The sequence below is a fragment of the Paraburkholderia sp. RAU2J genome, from assembly GCF_003634845.1.
In the GTDB taxonomy this organism is placed as follows: Bacteria; Pseudomonadota; Gammaproteobacteria; order Burkholderiales; family Burkholderiaceae; genus Paraburkholderia; species Paraburkholderia fynbosensis.
On sequence record NZ_RBXG01000001.1, the window covers coordinates 1747699 to 1763699 of the forward strand.

14 protein-coding genes are annotated in these 16001 nt (G+C 64.3%); 11 read left to right on the plus strand and 3 right to left on the minus strand.

Features of this window, described 5'->3' with window-relative positions; genetic code table 11:
* The first annotated feature begins 142 nt into the window (after positions 1–142).
* The 4 genes from ugpQ to B0G69_RS08105 all read left to right on the plus strand — a co-directional run bounded on the left by ugpQ (position 143) and on the right by B0G69_RS08105 (position 6064).
* Positions 143–928 carry a glycerophosphodiester phosphodiesterase gene (gene ugpQ / locus B0G69_RS08090; protein WP_121316412.1) on the plus strand — a complete coding sequence of 262 codons (786 nt, stop codon included), beginning with the start codon at positions 143–145 and terminating at the stop codon, positions 926–928.
* Between the two features lie 435 nt (positions 929–1363).
* Complete coding sequence (locus tag B0G69_RS08095; RefSeq protein WP_121316413.1) at positions 1364–2644, plus strand: dicarboxylate/amino acid:cation symporter; 1281 nt, start codon at positions 1364–1366, stop codon at positions 2642–2644.
* A 48-nt stretch (positions 2645–2692) separates the two neighbouring features.
* The gene (locus B0G69_RS08100) at positions 2693–4693 is read left to right on the plus strand and encodes an ATP-binding protein (protein WP_121316414.1); all 2001 of its coding nucleotides are present in this window, start codon (positions 2693–2695) and stop codon (positions 4691–4693) included.
* An 18-nt stretch (positions 4694–4711) separates the two neighbouring features.
* Positions 4712–6064, plus strand: a complete 1353-nt coding sequence (locus B0G69_RS08105; protein WP_175164270.1) for a sigma-54 dependent transcriptional regulator — start codon at positions 4712–4714, stop codon at positions 6062–6064.
* 94 nt (positions 6065–6158) lie between these two features.
* Here the strand turns inward: B0G69_RS08105 and B0G69_RS08110 are convergent, their stop codons facing one another.
* Positions 6159–6686 carry a TlpA disulfide reductase family protein gene (locus B0G69_RS08110; RefSeq protein WP_121316415.1) on the minus strand — a complete coding sequence of 176 codons (528 nt, stop codon included), beginning with the start codon at positions 6684–6686 and terminating at the stop codon, positions 6159–6161.
* A 324-nt stretch (positions 6687–7010) separates the two neighbouring features.
* On the opposite strand from B0G69_RS08110, the gene B0G69_RS08115 reads away from it, so the two are divergent.
* Complete coding sequence (locus B0G69_RS08115; RefSeq protein ID WP_121319213.1) at positions 7011–7541, plus strand: hypothetical protein; 531 nt, start codon at positions 7011–7013, stop codon at positions 7539–7541.
* 332 nt (positions 7542–7873) lie between these two features.
* Here B0G69_RS08115 and B0G69_RS08120 read toward each other — a convergent pair whose 3' ends face one another.
* Positions 7874–9481 (minus strand): YifB family Mg chelatase-like AAA ATPase, encoded by a 1608-nt coding sequence (locus B0G69_RS08120; RefSeq protein ID WP_121316416.1) that lies wholly within the window; start codon positions 9479–9481, stop codon positions 7874–7876.
* Between the two features lie 121 nt (positions 9482–9602).
* On the minus strand, positions 9603–9860 hold the full coding sequence (locus B0G69_RS08125) for an accessory factor UbiK family protein (protein ID WP_121316417.1): 258 nt from the start codon (positions 9858–9860) through the stop codon (positions 9603–9605).
* A gap of 395 nt (positions 9861–10255) precedes the next feature.
* Here B0G69_RS08125 and B0G69_RS08130 point away from each other — a divergent pair, with 395 nt between their 5' ends.
* From B0G69_RS08130 to B0G69_RS08155, 6 genes are all read left to right on the plus strand, one after another.
* On the plus strand, positions 10256–10594 hold the full coding sequence (locus tag B0G69_RS08130; protein WP_006048089.1) for a P-II family nitrogen regulator: 339 nt from the start codon (positions 10256–10258) through the stop codon (positions 10592–10594).
* Positions 10595–10638: 44 nt separating this feature from the next.
* Entirely contained in the window at positions 10639–12117 is a 1479-nt protein-coding gene (locus B0G69_RS08135) for an ammonium transporter (RefSeq protein WP_121316418.1), read from the plus strand.
* 236 nt (positions 12118–12353) lie between these two features.
* The gene (gshA, locus tag B0G69_RS08140; protein ID WP_121316419.1) at positions 12354–13643 is read left to right on the plus strand and encodes a glutamate--cysteine ligase; all 1290 of its coding nucleotides are present in this window, start codon (positions 12354–12356) and stop codon (positions 13641–13643) included.
* Between the two features lie 102 nt (positions 13644–13745).
* Positions 13746–14702 (plus strand): glutathione synthase, encoded by a 957-nt coding sequence (gene gshB / locus B0G69_RS08145; protein WP_121316420.1) that lies wholly within the window; start codon positions 13746–13748, stop codon positions 14700–14702.
* A gap of 329 nt (positions 14703–15031) precedes the next feature.
* On the plus strand, positions 15032–15559 hold the full coding sequence (locus tag B0G69_RS08150; RefSeq protein ID WP_121319215.1) for a PTS mannose transporter subunit IIA: 528 nt from the start codon (positions 15032–15034) through the stop codon (positions 15557–15559).
* A 112-nt stretch (positions 15560–15671) separates the two neighbouring features.
* A complete protein-coding gene (locus B0G69_RS08155; protein ID WP_054035732.1) occupies positions 15672–15941 on the plus strand; it encodes an HPr family phosphocarrier protein in 270 nt (89 codons plus the stop codon).
* Positions 15942–16001 lie beyond the last annotated feature (60 nt).

Genomic DNA, 16001 nt, shown 5'->3' on the forward strand with positions numbered 1-16001 from the left:
TTCGCCCACGCGCGATACTACGCGCGGGACTCGCGTGTGAAGCCGCCCAGCGTGCCGTATGAACGCCGTTGCAGGTGATAGCGGCTTGCAACGCACCGCATCGCGAGCAAACTCAACCGCTCTTTCTGCAAGGGAACGAGACGTGGCAAACGGGATTGATCGCGGTTTATCCGCAGACTGGCCTTATCCGCGCCTGGTCGCGCATCGCTGCGGCGGCACGCTGGCGCCGGAGAACACGCTGGCCGGTTTCGACGCGTGCGTGCGTTACGGCTACCGCATGGTCGAATTCGACGCGAAGCTGTCGGCCGACAACCAGCTCTTTCTGCTCCACGACGACAAGCTCGACCGCACCACCAACGGCCACGGCGCCGCCGCCGAACACACGTGGCAGCAACTGGCCGCGCTCGACGCCGGCGCGTGGCACGGACCGCAATTCGCCGGCACGCGCTTGCCGACGCTCGCCGATGCGGCGCAACGTTGCGTACGCGACGGCATCGCCGCCAACATCGAGATCAAACCGTGTCCGGGCCGCGAGGTGCTCACCGGCACGTTGGTGGCAAGGGGCGCGCTGACGTTGTGGCAAGGACAGATGCCGCCGCTGCTGTCGTCGTTTTCGTTCGAGGCGCTTGCCGCCGCGCGCGATGGCGCTCCGTCGCTGCAACGCGGCATGCTCTTCGAAGAGGTGCCGGCGGATTGGCTGCGCATCGTGCGTGAACTGGACTGCGTGTCGTTGCACGCGAGCCACCGCTATCTGAGCGAGCCGCTGGTCGCGCAGATTCGCGCGGCCGGGTTGCGCGTGCTGGCCTATACGGTGAACGACCCGGCGCGCGCGCAACTGCTCGCGCAATGGGGCGTCGACATGATTTGCACGGATCGCATCGACAAGCTGCACCACGACATGTTGTCCGCACCGGCGAGTCCGGCCTGAGGGTTGCATGACGCGGGCGCTGGAGCGTGGGTGAAGCGGTGCGGCCGGTACACTCGCGCCGGCAAACCGTAGGCACACGCAAAAAAGGGCTACGGGTTTTCCCGCAAGGTTTGCCTCGACGAATTCCGGATTCCCCGACAGCCCTCGTCCGGATTTCCGGAATCCCGGACGGCATTCGTGTTGCTGCGATAAAAATCGCATAAGAATCAAGGCGCTAAGATTTATATCCGCCTGGCATCGACCTTGCAAAACAGAGGGTGCGGCCGCAACGGTCCGACAACTAAAGCAAGGAGACAACGATGTCCGATTTCCCTTCCCGGTATTTCTGAATTCGTCGTCTTGTCGCGGCCTATTGCCGTGCACGGGCTGACGAATCTTCGTTCGCGTGATGCGCAGTGGCAGGCCTAGAGCTCATCTCACCAAGCAGGAATCATCGTGAAGAAACCTTTCTATAAAGTGCTGTACGTCCAGGTGATCGTGGCGATCGTCATCGGTATCGCACTCGGGCATTTCTACCCGAATCTCGCCGTCGACATGAAGCCGCTCGGCGACGGCTTTATCAAGCTGATCAAGATGGTGATCGGGCCGATCATCTTCTGCACGGTGGTCACCGGCATCGCCGGCATGGAGGACATGAAGAAGGTCGGGCGCGTCGGCGGCAAGGCGCTGCTGTACTTCGAAATCGTCTCGACCTTCGCACTGGTGCTCGGCCTGTTCGCCACCCACCTGCTGCGTCCGGGCGCCGGCTTCAACATCGACCCGGCCACGCTTGACGGCAGGGCGGTCGCGTCGTACGCCGCGAAGGCGCACGGCCAGACCACGGTCGACTTCCTGATGCACCTGATCCCAGACACGCTGTCGTCGGCATTCGCGCAAGGCGAGATCCTGCAAATCCTGCTGGTCGCGCTGCTGTTCGGCGCGGTGCTCGCGACGGCCGGTGAGAAGGGCAAGGTGGTGACGAACTTCATCGAAGGGCTCTCGCACATCCTGTTCGGCATCGTGCGCATCATCACCAAGCTGGCGCCGATCGGCGCGTTCGGCGCGATGGCGTTCACCATCGGCAAGTACGGCATCGGCTCGCTGCTGCCGATGCTCAAGCTGATCGGCACGTTCTATCTGACCGCGATCGTGTTCGTGGTGGTCGTGCTCGGCATCATCGCGCGCTTCGTGGGCTTCAACATCCTGCGCTTCGTCGCGTACATCAAGGAAGAGATGCTGATCGTGCTCGGCACGAGTTCGTCGGAAGCCGCGCTGCCGCAACTGATGCTCAAGCTCGAAAAGCTCGGCTGCTCGCGCTCGGTGGTGGGCCTCGTGGTGCCGACCGGCTACTCGTTCAACCTCGACGGCACCAACATCTACATGACGATGGCCGTGCTGTTCATCGCCCAGGCGACCAACACCGAACTCACGTGGGCGCAACAGCTCACGCTGCTGGCGGTGACGATGCTGACGTCGAAGGGCGCAAGCGGCGTGACGGGCGCGGGCTTCATCACGCTGGCCGCGACGCTGGCCGTGGTGCCGACCATTCCGCTGTCGGGCATGGTGCTGATTCTCGGTATCGACCGCTTCATGAGCGAATGCCGCGCGCTGACGAACATCGTCGGCAACGGCGTGGCGACGGTCGTGGTGTCGGCATGGGAAAAGGAGCTGGACCGCAACAAGCTGAATGCCGCGTTGCGCGGCGACGTGGCGGTCAAAGAACCGGCCGGCGTTTAAGCCGCGCGCAGGTTCGGACTTCTCCATAACGGCTGCGGACACCCGCGTATGAAACCGGGTGCTCCGCGCCGATCCACCGCGTCCCCGCATCGCGAAGCTGGCGACGGCGGCGCGCCGCCTTATGCCACAATGTCCGATCCTGACCGATCGGACATTGCCAACGTGACGCGCCGCCTGTTGATCCTCTTCGCGCTCGTTGCCGGGCTCGTGGCGGCGTGTGCACTGACCTACAGCATCGCGTGGCAAAGCGGCATCGACAACCTGCGGCGCAACGCCGCCGTGCGCGCCGAGCGCACCGCCAGCGCGCTGAAGAGCACGCTCGAACGCTACGAGTCGCTGCCCTATCTGCTTGCCGAGCATCCCATCGTGCAGGACGTGCTGGTCGACCCCAGCCCGGCCAACGTCAAACGCGCGAACCTCTATCTCGAAGACCTCAACCGCCACGCGCGGGCCACGGTCACGTACATCATTCCGCTCGACGGCTACTGCGTCGCCGCCAGCAACTGGCGCGGGCCGGGCAGTTTCATCGGCGCGGGCTATCAGTTCCGGCCGTATTTTCTCGATGCGGTCAATGGCGGCGTGGGCCGCTTTTTCGGCATCGGCACGATTTCGCAGGCGCCGGGCTATTACATCTCGCAACCGGTGCGGCGCGACGGCAAGATCGTCGGCGTGGCGGTCGTCAAACTCGATCTCGAATGGTTTCAGGGCGCGGATGCGTCCGAGCCGCTCGTCGTCACCGACGATCACGGCGTGATCTTTCTGTCCTCGGTGCCGGCGTGGAAATATCACACGATACGGCCGCTGTCGGGACCGGTCGCCGATTCGATCTACCAGGCGCGGCAGTACGCGCAGCAGACCATCGCGCCGCTGCCGCTGACGATCGAGCGCACGCTCGAAGGCCATGCGCAGATCGTGCGCATCGGCGGCGGCCGCTATGCGCCGCGCTATCTCGCGTCGCGCCGCAGCATGGGCATCCCCGACTGGCATCTGATCACGATGTCGCCCGTCGATCCGGTCGACGCCGACGCGCGCAAGGCGACCATCGTCACCGGCTTCGCCTACATCTCCATCGTGTTGCTCGCGTTCTACTGGCGTATGCGCCGCGCTCGCGTGCGCGAGATGATGCGCAGCCGCACGCTGCTGCAAAAGGCCTACGCGGAACTGAATCAGCGGGTCGCCGAACGCACGGTGGATCTGTCGCAGGCGAACGAACAGTTGCAGAAGGAAGTGATCGAGCGCACGCGCGCCGAGCAGGAGTTGCGCGCCGCGCACGACGAGCTGATCCAGGCGAGCAAGCTCGCCGCGCTCGGGCAAATGGCAGCGGGCATCACGCATGAATTGAATCAGCCGCTTGCCGCGTTGCGCAGTTTCTCGGACAACACGCGCGTGCTGCTCGAACGCGGCGACCAGGCGTCGGCGCGCGAGAACCTCGAAGCGATCGCGGCGCTTACCGAGCGCATGGGCAAGATCACCAATCAGTTGAAGCTGTTCGTCGGACGGGCGCGGCCGCGCAATGCGCGCGCGCCGATCATGCGGGCGCTGCGCAATGTCGTCGGGCTGCTGCAGAAGCGCTTGCAGGGCGTCGAAGTCGCGTTCACGCTGTGCGATGCGGTGAGCGGCGCGCGCACACCGCTCAGTCTCACCGACGACCATCCCGAACTGATCGCGCATTGCGACGACCTGCGGCTCGAACAGGTGCTGATCAACCTGCTCGGCAATGCACTCGACGCGATTGCCGGCATGAGCGCGCCGCGCATCGCGATCGAGATCGAAGTCGCCGAGGCGAACGTGTCGCTCATGGTGAGCGACAACGGCCCCGGCATTCCCGACGACGTGCTGCCGCGTCTGTTCGAACCGTTCTTCACAACCAAGGAAATGGGGCAGGGGCTGGGACTCGGGCTGGCGATCTCGTCGTCGATCGCGCGCGATTGCGGCGGCACGCTGGTCGCGCGCAACGCGCCGGACGGCGGTGCATTATTCGTGTTGACGCTGCGCCGCGCGCGCGTGCAGACGAACCACCCGGCGGACCCGCTAACCACGGGTTCCTGAATCAAGATGGAAAACGCGATGCTGAACCACGGCCTGCAAGTGCTGTATATCGAAGACGACGAACTGGTGCGCCGCGCCAGCGTGCAGAGCCTGCAACTGGCGGGCTTCGACGTGGTCGGCCATGCGTCGGTGGAAGCCGCGGCAAAGATGATCAGCGCGGATTTCTCCGGCGTGATCGTCAGCGATATTCGCCTGCCGGGCGCGAGCGGGCTCGATCTGCTCGCGCAGTGCCACGAGCGAGCGCCCGACGTGCCGGTGATTCTGGTCACCGGCCACGGCGATATCTCGATGGCCGTGCAGGCGATGCGCGACGGAGCGTATGACTTCATCGAGAAGCCGTTCGCATCCGAGCGCCTGATCGAAACCGTGCGGCGCGCGCTGGAGCGCCGCAAGCTGGTGCTGGAGAATCTCGCCCTGCGCCGTGAACTGGCGGAGCAGAACTCGGTGGCGCCGCGGATCATCGGCCGCAGTCCCGCGATCGAACAGGTGCGGCGGCTGATCGCGAACATCGCGCCGACCGACGCCTCCGTGCTGATCAATGGCGATACCGGCGCGGGGAAAGAGTTGATCGCGCGCAGTCTGCACGAGCTGTCGCCGCGGCGCGACAAGCCGTTTATCGCAGTGAATTGCGGCGCGTTGCCGGAGCCGATGTTCGAGTCCGAGATGTTCGGCTACGAACCGGGCGCCTTCACCGGCGCGGCGAAACGGCGAATCGGCAAGCTTGAACATGCGTCGGGCGGCACGTTGTTTCTCGACGAGATCGAGAGCATGCCGCTCGCGTTGCAGGTCAAGCTGCTGCGCGTGCTCCAGGACGGCGTGCTGGAGCGGCTCGGCTCGAACCAGCCGATTCGCGTGAATTGCCGGGTGGTCGCCGCAGCGAAGGGCGACATGGCCGAGCACGTCGCGGATGGCTCGTTCCGGCGCGATCTGCTGTATCGGCTGAACGTGGTGACGATCGCGCTGCCGCCGTTGGGCGAGCGTCGCGAGGACATCGTGCCCCTCTTCGAACACTTCCTGCTGGATGCGGCGGTGCGTTACCAGCGTCCTGCGCCGATTCTCACCGATCGCCAGCGCGCGAGCCTGATGCAGCGCGACTGGCCGGGCAACGTGCGAGAACTGCGCAATGCCGCCGACCGCTTCGTGCTCGGCGTCGCAGAAGATCCGGTCATGTCTTGCGCCGACGACCCCGCGGCCACGCAACCGTTGAAGGAGCGTGTCGAGCAATTCGAGCGGGCGATGATCGCGCAAGCGTTGGAGCAGGCCGGCGGGGCAGTAGCGGTGGCGGCGGACAAGCTGCAGCTCGGCAAGGCCACGCTCTACGAGAAAATCAAGCGATATGGCCTGGCGGCCAAAGGGGAAGGGGAGCGGTGAGGAACGGCGCCGGCGGCAAGGCGCGGCCGGCGCGTTGAATCGGATCGACTCGACTCGACTCGAATCGACTCGGATCGAGCCGGGGCGAAGGCCGTTACGCCTTCAGCGCCTTTTCCAGCAATTGGTCGAGTTCCGCGAACTGGGGCTCGCCGACATAACGCTTCAGAATCTTGCCGTCCTTGTCGATCAGGAACGTGGTGGGCGTGAGTTGCACATTGCCGAACTGCTTGGCGGCCGAGCCGTCGTCCATGGCAACCTTGAACGGCAACTGGCGCGTTTGCGTGTAGTTGGTCACGTACATCGGCGCGTCGTAGTTCATGGCAACCGCCACGAATTCGAGGCCCCGGCCCTTGAAACGGTTATAGGTCTCGACCATCTGCGGCATTTCCTTCATGCAGGTATCGCAGTTCGTCGCCCAGAAGTTGACGAGATAGACCTTGCCTTTCAGGTCGGCGGTCGTGACTTTCTGGCCGGACAGCAGCGTGAAGGTCGCATCGGGCACGCGCTGCTGACCCGCAAACGCGAAGTAGCCGGCGACCGCCAGCACGATCGCCACGGCGGCTGCGATGATGTAGCGCAGTGGGCTCGCGCGCCGGGCGGCGGAAGATGGGTTGGAGCTCATGAACGGAACCTCGAGAGTCGCGCGGAACGCGCGGGCCAGTGGGTCGATCGGGCCGTTGGGCCGGTGCTGAACAGCGTCGCTATTGTAGCCCCATTCCGTCGGCGCGGCAGGAGGCGGGGCGGCAGCGGATAATAGGGTTTTACGTTTCGGTCGGTCCGATCTTCTGTCCCCATGTTCCGAGCTGCCTTTTGCATTAGCCGTTTCCTCGCCCCAATTCCTGCCTGCTTTTCTTTCGGTAGCCGTTTCCGAAGCGGCCTGCCAGCTGATGACAACCCGCCGGTCGGCGCTCCGGACGCTTCTTCGCGCCGGCCGCGCGGGCGTAGGCTGCTCGCTGCGACTGCTTGCGCGCTGGTGCTCGGCGCCGCGTTGAGCGCCTGCTCGCCGACCTTCGACTGGCGCACCATCATGAACAACGACAACGGCTACACCGTCGACTTTCCCGCCAAGCCGGGCAACGATCAGCGGCCGGTGCAGATCGGCGGCGCGGCGATGCCGATGGCGATGCAAACGGCCGAAGCCGGTAACGCGGTATTCGCGGTCGGCACCGTCATGCTGCCCGACGACCAGGAAGCCACGCAGCGTGCCGCGCTGGCTTTTCTGCGCGACGGCCTCGCTCGTAACGTTGGCGTGGCGCCCGACGCGCACGCGGTGCAAATCCCGCTCGCAGCGGGCGGCCAGGTGCTGGGCCTCGAAATGAAGCTCACCGGTGAGGCGGGCTCGCAGCATGAAATGCGCACGGTCTACGCCCGCCTGGCGGCACGCGGGCGGCACGTCTATCAGGCGGCAATCATCGCCGACAAACCGCTGCCGCCAGAGCAGGTCGAACAGTTTTTTTCGTCGTTCAAACTTTATTGAAGGCGGTATTTTTGGCCGATCGGGCGCGCGAAGGAGCGACGTTTATAGTGAAAGTTTCTTCGCAGCATCGTGCGCTAATTCCCGGTTTACGTTGAAGTTTTCCCCATGCTCGGCGCGCCTGTGGATAACTCTGTTGAGAACTCGCCGGTATCTGCCGCCGATGCCCGTCCCGCGGGCATCCTGTCAGTTCTCCGCGACTTTGAATATTTTAAAAAAGCCAATTAAATCAACGGGTTTCGATTGAGCCCTTCAGCGCACCTTTCAGATGTATCAAAATCTATCCGAAGCGTGCATGTGTGCATAAGTCAAGTCTTGACAGCATATTTTTCTCCTCATAACGAGCCAAAAACCCGTCGATACTGGATGGCCTCCGCGATCTGCGCAGCGCTCGGCATCGTCACGCCTGCGAGGTCGGCGATGCTACGGGCGACCTTGAGCACCCGATAGTAAGCACGCGCTGACCATCGGAAGCGCTCGCCGGCTTCACGCAGCAGCGCTTCGCCCGCCGTGTCGGGGCGGCAGACCTCGTCCACTTCCCGGCCACCGAGTTCGCGATTGGTCTTGCCCTGCCGCCGCAGTTGTCGCTCGCGTGCGACGCATACCCGTCGAGCGATCGCCGCGCTCGCCTCGCCGGCCGTCGCCGACCGAGCCGCAAGTTCGGCTGGCGTGAGCGCCGGAATCTCAAGCTGAATGTCGATTCGATCGAGCAAAGGGCCGGACAGCTTGCGCAGATAACGCGCCGCGATCTCCGGCGTGCAGCGGCAGCGGCCGCCCGGGTCACCGCGCCATCCGCAGGGGCACGGGTTCATCGCGGCAATCAGCTGGCAGGCCGCCGGGAAATCCGCCTGCAGGGCGGCGCGCGAGATTGTGATGCGACCGGCTTCGAGCGGCTCGCGCAGCGTTTCGAGGACATCGCGACTGAATTCGGGCAGTTCGTCGAGGAACAACACGCCCAGATGCGCCAGCGTGATCTCGCCGGGCTGCGGCGGATTGCGCCCACCGACCAGCGCCGCTGCGCTCGACGAATGGTGCGGCGCCCGAAACGGGCGCTGCCGCCACTGCGCCGCCGTGAAGCCAGCCCGGCTGGCGGACAGCAAGGCGGCGGAGCTGAGCGCTTCGTCGTCGGTCATGGGGGGCAGCAGGCCCGGCAGGCGGGCGGCGAGCATCGATTTGCCCGCGCCGGGCGGTCCGATCAGCAACACGTGGTGCCCGCCGGCCGCGGCGACTTCGAGGGCGCGGCGCGCGCCGCGCTGGCCGATCACGTCGGCCATGTCGGGCGCGGCAGCGGGCGCGCTTTCGGCGAGGTCAGGTGCAGCGACGGGAGAAAGCCGTGCGTCGGGCGCTCCGGCGAGGTGGGCGCAGAGCGACGGCAGGTCGGCGGCGCCGTAGACATCGACGCCGGGCACGAGCGCGGCTTCCGCCGCGCTGGTGGCAGGGAGATAGAGCTGCGGAGTACGCTCCGGGGGGAGCGGGGCCACGGTCGACTCTCCGGGGATCGCGGAAGATGAGAAGCCGCCGTCGTGCGCGCCGCGCTGAGCCGCGCCGCTGCGGGCCGTCCCGCACGCCATCGCGAAAGCGCCGCGCATCGGCCGCAGCGCGCCAGTCAACGATAGCTCGCCGGCAAACTCCCGATACAGCAGGGATTCAACGGGAATCTGCCCGCTCGCCGCGAGGATGCCCAACGCGATCGGCAGGTCAAAGCGGCCGGATTCCTTCGGCAAATCGGCGGGGGCAAGATTGACGGTAATACGTCGGACGGGGAAGTCGAAGCCGCAGTTTTGCAGTGCCGCGCGCACGCGCTCGCGGCTTTCGCGCACTTCCAAGTCAGGAAGGCCGACGATCGAAAATGAGGGCAATCCGTTTGCGAGGTGAACCTCGACAGTAACTTCGGGCGCGCGGCCAGAGGCCGGCGCGCGACTGCGCACCACGGCAAGCGACATATCTTCTCCCGTCGGACGGCGCGCCGAAGGCGCGCGCAAGTCCCCTAAAACGCTGATGACGTCACGGCTCGCTTGCCTGTGATGGGCAGCACTGCGCAGCTGGTGCGCTACAAGCGATGCATTAAGGCGTTGGTGAGGTGACCGGCAGCTTCTGTTCGAGTTCGGCGACGCGGCGCTCCAACTCTTCGAGGCGGGCGCGGGTGCGTACCAGCACCTGGGTCTGCGTATCGAATTCCTCGCGCGTGACGAGGTCGAGTTTCGAAAAGCCCTGCGACAGCATGGCCTTCACGTTGCGTTCGACGTCTTTGGCCGGCGAGTTCTTGAACAGCTCGCTCATACGAGCCTGAAAGTCATTGAAAACATCGTTTGGTTGTTTCATGGTGTTCCCCTTTGTGCACAAAAAATGTGCATATTTCGTTACGCCTGTGCTTTGTCATCACGCATGGGCTGTTTTGGTGCGCCCCCATTTGCGCGCCGCTGCGGCATGAGCGCCTTTGGTGCGCCGCCCTCGCGTTTAAACCTTCGAACACTCTAGCAACGATCCATACGCCGCGCCAGCGTGCCCGGCCATCGTTAGCCATCCGGCCAGGGTCGCTTGCGCGCCTTTCCTGGCGCGCGGTGCGCAGTCTGACACAACATGGCATGCGAGTTGCTGTTACTGCCCCGCGCGCACTGCCGGACGCTTTTCGCCGGCAGAGGGACGAGACCACGCGAACGGGTTATGGGTACGCAAAACGGTTAGGCAACGGGTTACGCAACTTAGCGAGGGATTTCATGAAGCTCATTACCGCAATCATCAAGCCGTTCAAGCTCGATGAGGCGCGCGAAGCCTTGTCGGCCATCGGCGTCTCGGGCATCACGGTGACGGAAGTCAAAGGCTTCGGCCGCCAGAAGGGCCACACGGAGCTGTATCGGGGTGCTGAATATGTCGTCGATTTCCTGCCGAAAGTGAAGATCGAGGCAGCTGTCTCGGACGACATCGTCGACCAGGCGATCGAGGCGCTCGAACGCGCAGCGCGCACCGGCAAGATCGGCGACGGCAAGATCTTCGTCACGCCGATCGAGCAGGTGATCCGGATTCGCACCGGGGAGACCGGCGCGGACGCTCTGTAACACGAAAAGATAGCGACATAGATAGCGATAAGAGGAAACGAAAGATGCGCAAATTATTGATGTCCCTGCTGATGGCCGGTTCGCTGCTCGCGGGCGGTATGGGCGCCGCCTTTGCGGACGACGCGTCCGCTCCCGCAGCCGCCTCGGCTCCCGATGCGACCGCCAGCGCCCCGGCGCCCGACGCCTCGGCCGCGCCAGCCGCCGCAGCAGCTTCGGCACCGGCAGCAGCCGCGCCTGAGGCATCGGCTCCCGCAGCCGACGCCGCCCCGGCGGCACCGAGCGCGCCGTTCTCGGTCGATTCGTCGAAGATCAATTCGGGCGACACCGCCTGGATGCTGACCTCCACCGCGCTCGTGCTGTTCATGACGATCCCGGGTCTGGCACTGTTCTACGGCGGCATGGTCCGCAAGAAGAACGTGCTCGCGACGCTGATGCAAAGCTTCGCGATCACCTGCCTCGTGACGATCGTCTGGACGGTGGTGGGCTACAGCCTCGCCTTCACGCCGGGCAGCTCGTTCATCGGCGGCTTCTCGCGCGTCTTCATGGCGGGCATGAACTACGTCAAGGGTGACAAGGCCACGACGCTGACCGTCAGCCATCTGGCTCCGACGATTCCCGAAACGGTCTACTTCGTCTATCAGATGACGTTCGCGATCATCACCCCGGCACTGATCACGGGCGCGTTTGCCGACCGTATGAAGTTCTCGGCGATGCTGGTGTTCATGACGCTGTGGTCGATCATCGTCTACTCGCCGATCGCGCACATGGTCTGGGAACCGACCGGCTGGCTGGCTAGCGCGGGCATCCTCGACTTCGCGGGCGGCACGGTGGTGCACATCAACGCCGGTATCGCGGCGCTGGTCTGCGCGCTGGTGCTTGGCAAGCGTGTCGGTTACGGCAAGGAAGCCATGGCTCCGCACAACCTCACGCTCACGCTGATCGGTGGCGCGATGCTGTGGGTGGGCTGGTTCGGCTTCAACGCGGGTTCGGCGGTGGCGGCTGACGGCCGTGCCGGTTTCGCGATGTTCACGACGCAAGTGGCCACCGCGGCGGCAGCGCTCGCGTGGATGTTCGCCGAATGGGCGGCCAAGGGTAAGCCGTCGGTGCTCGGTATCGTGTCGGGTGCGGTGGCGGGTCTGGTGGCGATTACGCCGGCTTCGGGTTTCGTCGGCACAGTCGGCGCGCTGGTGATCGGTATCGTGGCGGGTGTGGTCTGCTTCTGGTCGGCCACGTGGCTCAAACACAAGCTCGGTTACGACGACTCGCTCGACGCGTTCGGCGTGCACTGCATCGGCGGTATCGTCGGTGCGCTCCTGACCGGCGTGTTCGCGGTCAAGGACATTGGCGGCGCGGACGGCAGCATCATCGTGCAAGCCAAGGGCGTGCTGACGACGCTGATCTACAGCGGCGTGGTGAGCTACATCCTGCTGAAGATCATCGACATGGTGATGGGCATCCGCGTGACGGAAGAAGAGGAGCGCGAGGGCCTCGACGTGAGCCTGCACGGCGAACACGTCGAATAAGCAAAACGTCTGCGAGCCCGCGCTCCCGGGCTCGTCTGATCACGATCAAGCGCAGCGATTTGGCCCGCCTTCATGGCGGGCTTTTTTCTTGCTGGCTCTCTTGTGAGCGGCAGATTTCCCCGCCTATCATGACCATAGGGAGAATGCATTCGCGTCCGCTTGCGAATGGAGAAACCGTCCCCAAATGGACAAAGCATTTGCTCTACAATCTTTTTTCTCCAGTCTGCGAGTGATCAATGGTTCCGCACCTAGTTACGGCGTTAAACGGCCCGCTGCTCGATCTCGAGCGGAAGATCCTCGACGCCACACCCGCCATCGAACGCTGGTTCCGGCTCGAATGGCAGGAGCACACGCCGCCGTTCTACTGCTCCGTCGATCTGCGTAACGCGGGGTTCAAGCTCGCGCCGGTCGACACCAATCTATTCCCCGGCGCATTCAACAATCTGCCGCAGGAAGTGCTGCCCCTGGCCGTGCAGGCCGCGATGGCCTCGATCGAGAAGATCTGCCCGGACGCGAAGAATCTGCTGGTGATTCCGGAGCGCCACACGCGCAACGCGTTTTACCTCGAAAACGTCGCCCGCCTGGCCGCGATCATGCGCCAGGCCGGCCTGAACGTGCGTTTCGGCACGCTCGACGAAAGCATCAACGGGCCTGTCACGATCGCGCTGTCGGACGGCCAGAAACTCGTGCTCGAACCGCTCGAACGTTCGCAGCGCCGTCTCGGCCTGAAGAACTTCGACCCGTGTTCGATCCTGCTGAACAACGACCTGTCAGGGGGCATCCCGCCCGTGCTCGAAAATCTGCACGAGCAGTACCTGCTGCCGCCGTTGCACGCTGGCTGGGCGGTTCGTCGCAAATCCACGCATTTCTCGTGTTATGACGACGTCGCAAAGAAATTCGCGAAGATGGTCGAAATCGATCCGTGGATGATCAATCCGTACTTCGCGCATGTCGAAGGCGTCGATTTCCAGGAGCGCACCGGTGAAGAAGCGCTGACCGACGCGATCGACGGCGTGCTCAAAAAGATCGCCAGGAAGTATCGCGAGTACGGCATCTCCGAGAAACCGTACGTCGTCATCAAGTCGGACGCGGGCACGTACGGCATGGGCGTGATGACCGTGCACGACGCGTCGGAAGTGGCCGCGCTCACCAAGCGCGAGCGCGCGAAGATGGCGGCCACCAAGGACGGCCTCGAAGTGCACGACGTGATCGTGCAGGAAGGCGTGTACACGTTCGAGCGCATCGGCGAGGAAGTCGCCGAGCCGGTCGTCTACATGATCGACCGCTACGTGGTGGGCGGCTTCTACCGTGTGCACGGCAGCCGCGAGCGCGACCAGAACCTGAACGCGCCCGGCATGCACTTCGTGCCGCTCGGCTTCGAGCATACGGCGCTGCCGGACGCGCACGCGAAGCCCGGCGCGGCGCCGCCGAACCGCTTCTACATGTACGGTGTGGTGGCGCGGCTCGGGCTGCTTGCCGCATCGGTCGAACTGGAAAAGACCGATCCGGAAGCAATCCAAGTCTAAGCCATCCTGAATGGGCGATGGCGGCATGCGTGCCGCCATCGCCATTTTCAACGACTATATTGACGAACAATGCCACGCCCGTCAGGGCGCACCGGGACCTTCATGGACATTCTTTTCATCGCCGATCCGCTCTCCCAGTTCAAGATCTACAAAGATTCGACCTATGCGATGATGGCCGAAGCCGCACGCCGCGGGCACGTGGTGCACACGTGCGAGCCGAAGCATCTGGCGTGGACGGGCGGCGACGTCGAAGCGAACGTGCAGCGGCTTACGATCGTCGGCGACGTGACAGATCTGCATCGCGACGAGTGGCACGCCGCCGACGCGGCCGCGCCGCGCGCGCTGAAGAGCTTCAGCGCGGTGGTGATGCGCAAGGACCCGCCGTTCGACATGGAATACGTCACGTCGACGTGGCTGCTCGAAATGGCCGAGCGCGGCGGCGCGCGCATCTTCAACAAGCCGCAGGCGATTCGCGACCATTCGGAAAAGCTGGCGATCGGCGAGTTCGCGCAGTTCGTCACGCCCACGCTGGTCACGCGCGACGCGACCCGTTTGCGCGCATTCCATGAACAGCACGGCGATGTGATCCTCAAGCCGCTCGACGGCATGGGCGGCATGGGCGTGTTCCGCGTGAAGGCCGACGGTATGAACCTGGGCTCGATCGTCGAAATGCTGAGCCACGATGGCGCGCGCTCGGTGATGGCGCAAAAGTTCATCCCCGAAATCAAGGACGGCGACAAGCGCATTTTGCTGATCGGCGGCGCTGCAGTGCCGTATTCGCTCGCGCGTATTCCTCAGGGTAATGAAGTGCGCGGCAATCTCGCAGCCGGTGGCCTCGGCGTGGCGCGTCCGCTAACGGAGCATGATCGCAAGATCGCCGACGCGCTGGCGCCGGTGCTCGCGGCGCGTGGTCTGCTGCTGGTCGGGCTGGACGCGATCGGCGACTGGCTGACCGAAGTCAACGTGACGAGCCCGACGTGTTTCCGGGAAATCATGGATCAGACCGGCTTCGACGTGGCCGCGATGTTCGTCGACGCGCTGGAGCGCGCGGCGGCCTGACGCGCGGGCCTTGAATGCCCGCCATAGCTCCCCACCTGTGTAGTAAATCCGCATCAAGCGCAGCGCCGGATTTGGCGTGAAAATGAGCCTGATACAATGCCCGCTCTTCCGCGCCAAGCCGGTTCGATGGCTTCAACCGAGGCCACGGGCACGGATCGCGGACGGTGAGTGAGCAATGTCCAGGCGGCGCCGGCATGGCGCGGCGCGGACGCACTGCTCATCAAATGATGCGTTCCGGCTCTCATGACCTACGGCCGGTCGAGGGCGCTGACGAACCGGGCCTCGTCCCGGTCCACGGTTTGGGGCCGTTCTTTTGCAGCAAGGCTGACATGGCAGGCATTCTGATCATTGCGCACGCTCCGTTCGCCACCGCGTTGCGCGATTGTATTTCGCACATCTACGGCGGTTTGCCGGCTCGCATCGGCGTGATCGACGTATCGCCCGATTGCGATCCCGCGCAACAGGTTGCGTTTGCGAACTCGGAAATCGAGCGTTTGAAGGAAGAAAACGGCGCACTCGTGCTCACGGATATGTTCGGTGCGACGCCCGCGAATATTGCGGGCCGGCTCGCCACGGTGCCGAATGTACGCGTGCTCTGCGGCGTCAATTTGCCGATGCTGGTACGCGCGGTCTGCTATCGCGCCACGCCGCTCGACACGCTGGTCGACAAGGCGCTCGCCGGCGCGACCAAGGGCGTGCATGCAATCGGACCGGCTACGCCGGCCTCCGTGGCGTGCGCGGCGGCTGTCAGCGAGTGCATGTCGGGTTTGCCGCCCGACGCGGCTGCGGGCGACTGTCTACCCGCGCTCCCGGCCGACGCCGATCTGACTCAGAAAACCGACGCGGCCGGTTTGTAGGCCGCGCGCAGGCCGTTCCAAAGCCCAATGCTCAATGCTTCAAATGCAGTGCAACGGGTGTGTGCAAATTCACCTTTCGTAACCATACTTACCCGCGCTTTCGGACCATCACATGCTGCAACAGGAAACGACTATTGTGAACAAGCTGGGGCTGCACGCACGTGCGTCGGCCAAGTTGACGCAACTCGCGGGCAACTACCAGGCGGAAATCTGGATGAGCCGCAATGGCCGCCGCATCAATGCCAAGAGCATCATGGGTGTGATGATGCTGGCCGCGGGCATCGGCAGCACGGTGCTGATCGAAACGGAAGGCACTGACGAAAAGGAAGCGATGGACGCACTGCTGAAACTAATTGCCGATAAATTCGGCGAGGGTCAGTGAAGTCGCGCATGCACGTTTACAACGAGCATCCACGCCGCGGTTGTCCGCGGCGTTTTTTTT

Coding starts and splice junctions, on each gene's coding strand:
- B0G69_RS08100 (WP_121316414.1), top strand. CDS start 2,693: ATGAAACCGGGTGCTCCGCGCCGATCCACCGCGTCCCCGCATCGCGAA.
- B0G69_RS08105 (WP_175164270.1), top strand. CDS start 4,712: ATGCTGAACCACGGCCTGCAAGTGCTGTATATCGAAGACGACGAACTG.
- B0G69_RS08110 (WP_121316415.1), bottom strand. CDS start 6,686: ATGAGCTCCAACCCATCTTCCGCCGCCCGGCGCGCGAGCCCACTGCGC.
- B0G69_RS08120 (WP_121316416.1), bottom strand. CDS start 9,481: ATGTCGCTTGCCGTGGTGCGCAGTCGCGCGCCGGCCTCTGGCCGCGCG.
- B0G69_RS08125 (WP_121316417.1), bottom strand. CDS start 9,860: ATGAAACAACCAAACGATGTTTTCAATGACTTTCAGGCTCGTATGAGC.
- B0G69_RS08130 (WP_006048089.1), top strand. CDS start 10,256: ATGAAGCTCATTACCGCAATCATCAAGCCGTTCAAGCTCGATGAGGCG.
- B0G69_RS08135 (WP_121316418.1), top strand. CDS start 10,639: ATGCGCAAATTATTGATGTCCCTGCTGATGGCCGGTTCGCTGCTCGCG.
- gshA (WP_121316419.1), top strand. CDS start 12,354: ATGGTTCCGCACCTAGTTACGGCGTTAAACGGCCCGCTGCTCGATCTC.
- gshB (WP_121316420.1), top strand. CDS start 13,746: ATGGACATTCTTTTCATCGCCGATCCGCTCTCCCAGTTCAAGATCTAC.
- B0G69_RS08150 (WP_121319215.1), top strand. CDS start 15,032: ATGGCAGGCATTCTGATCATTGCGCACGCTCCGTTCGCCACCGCGTTG.
- B0G69_RS08155 (WP_054035732.1), top strand. CDS start 15,672: ATGCTGCAACAGGAAACGACTATTGTGAACAAGCTGGGGCTGCACGCA.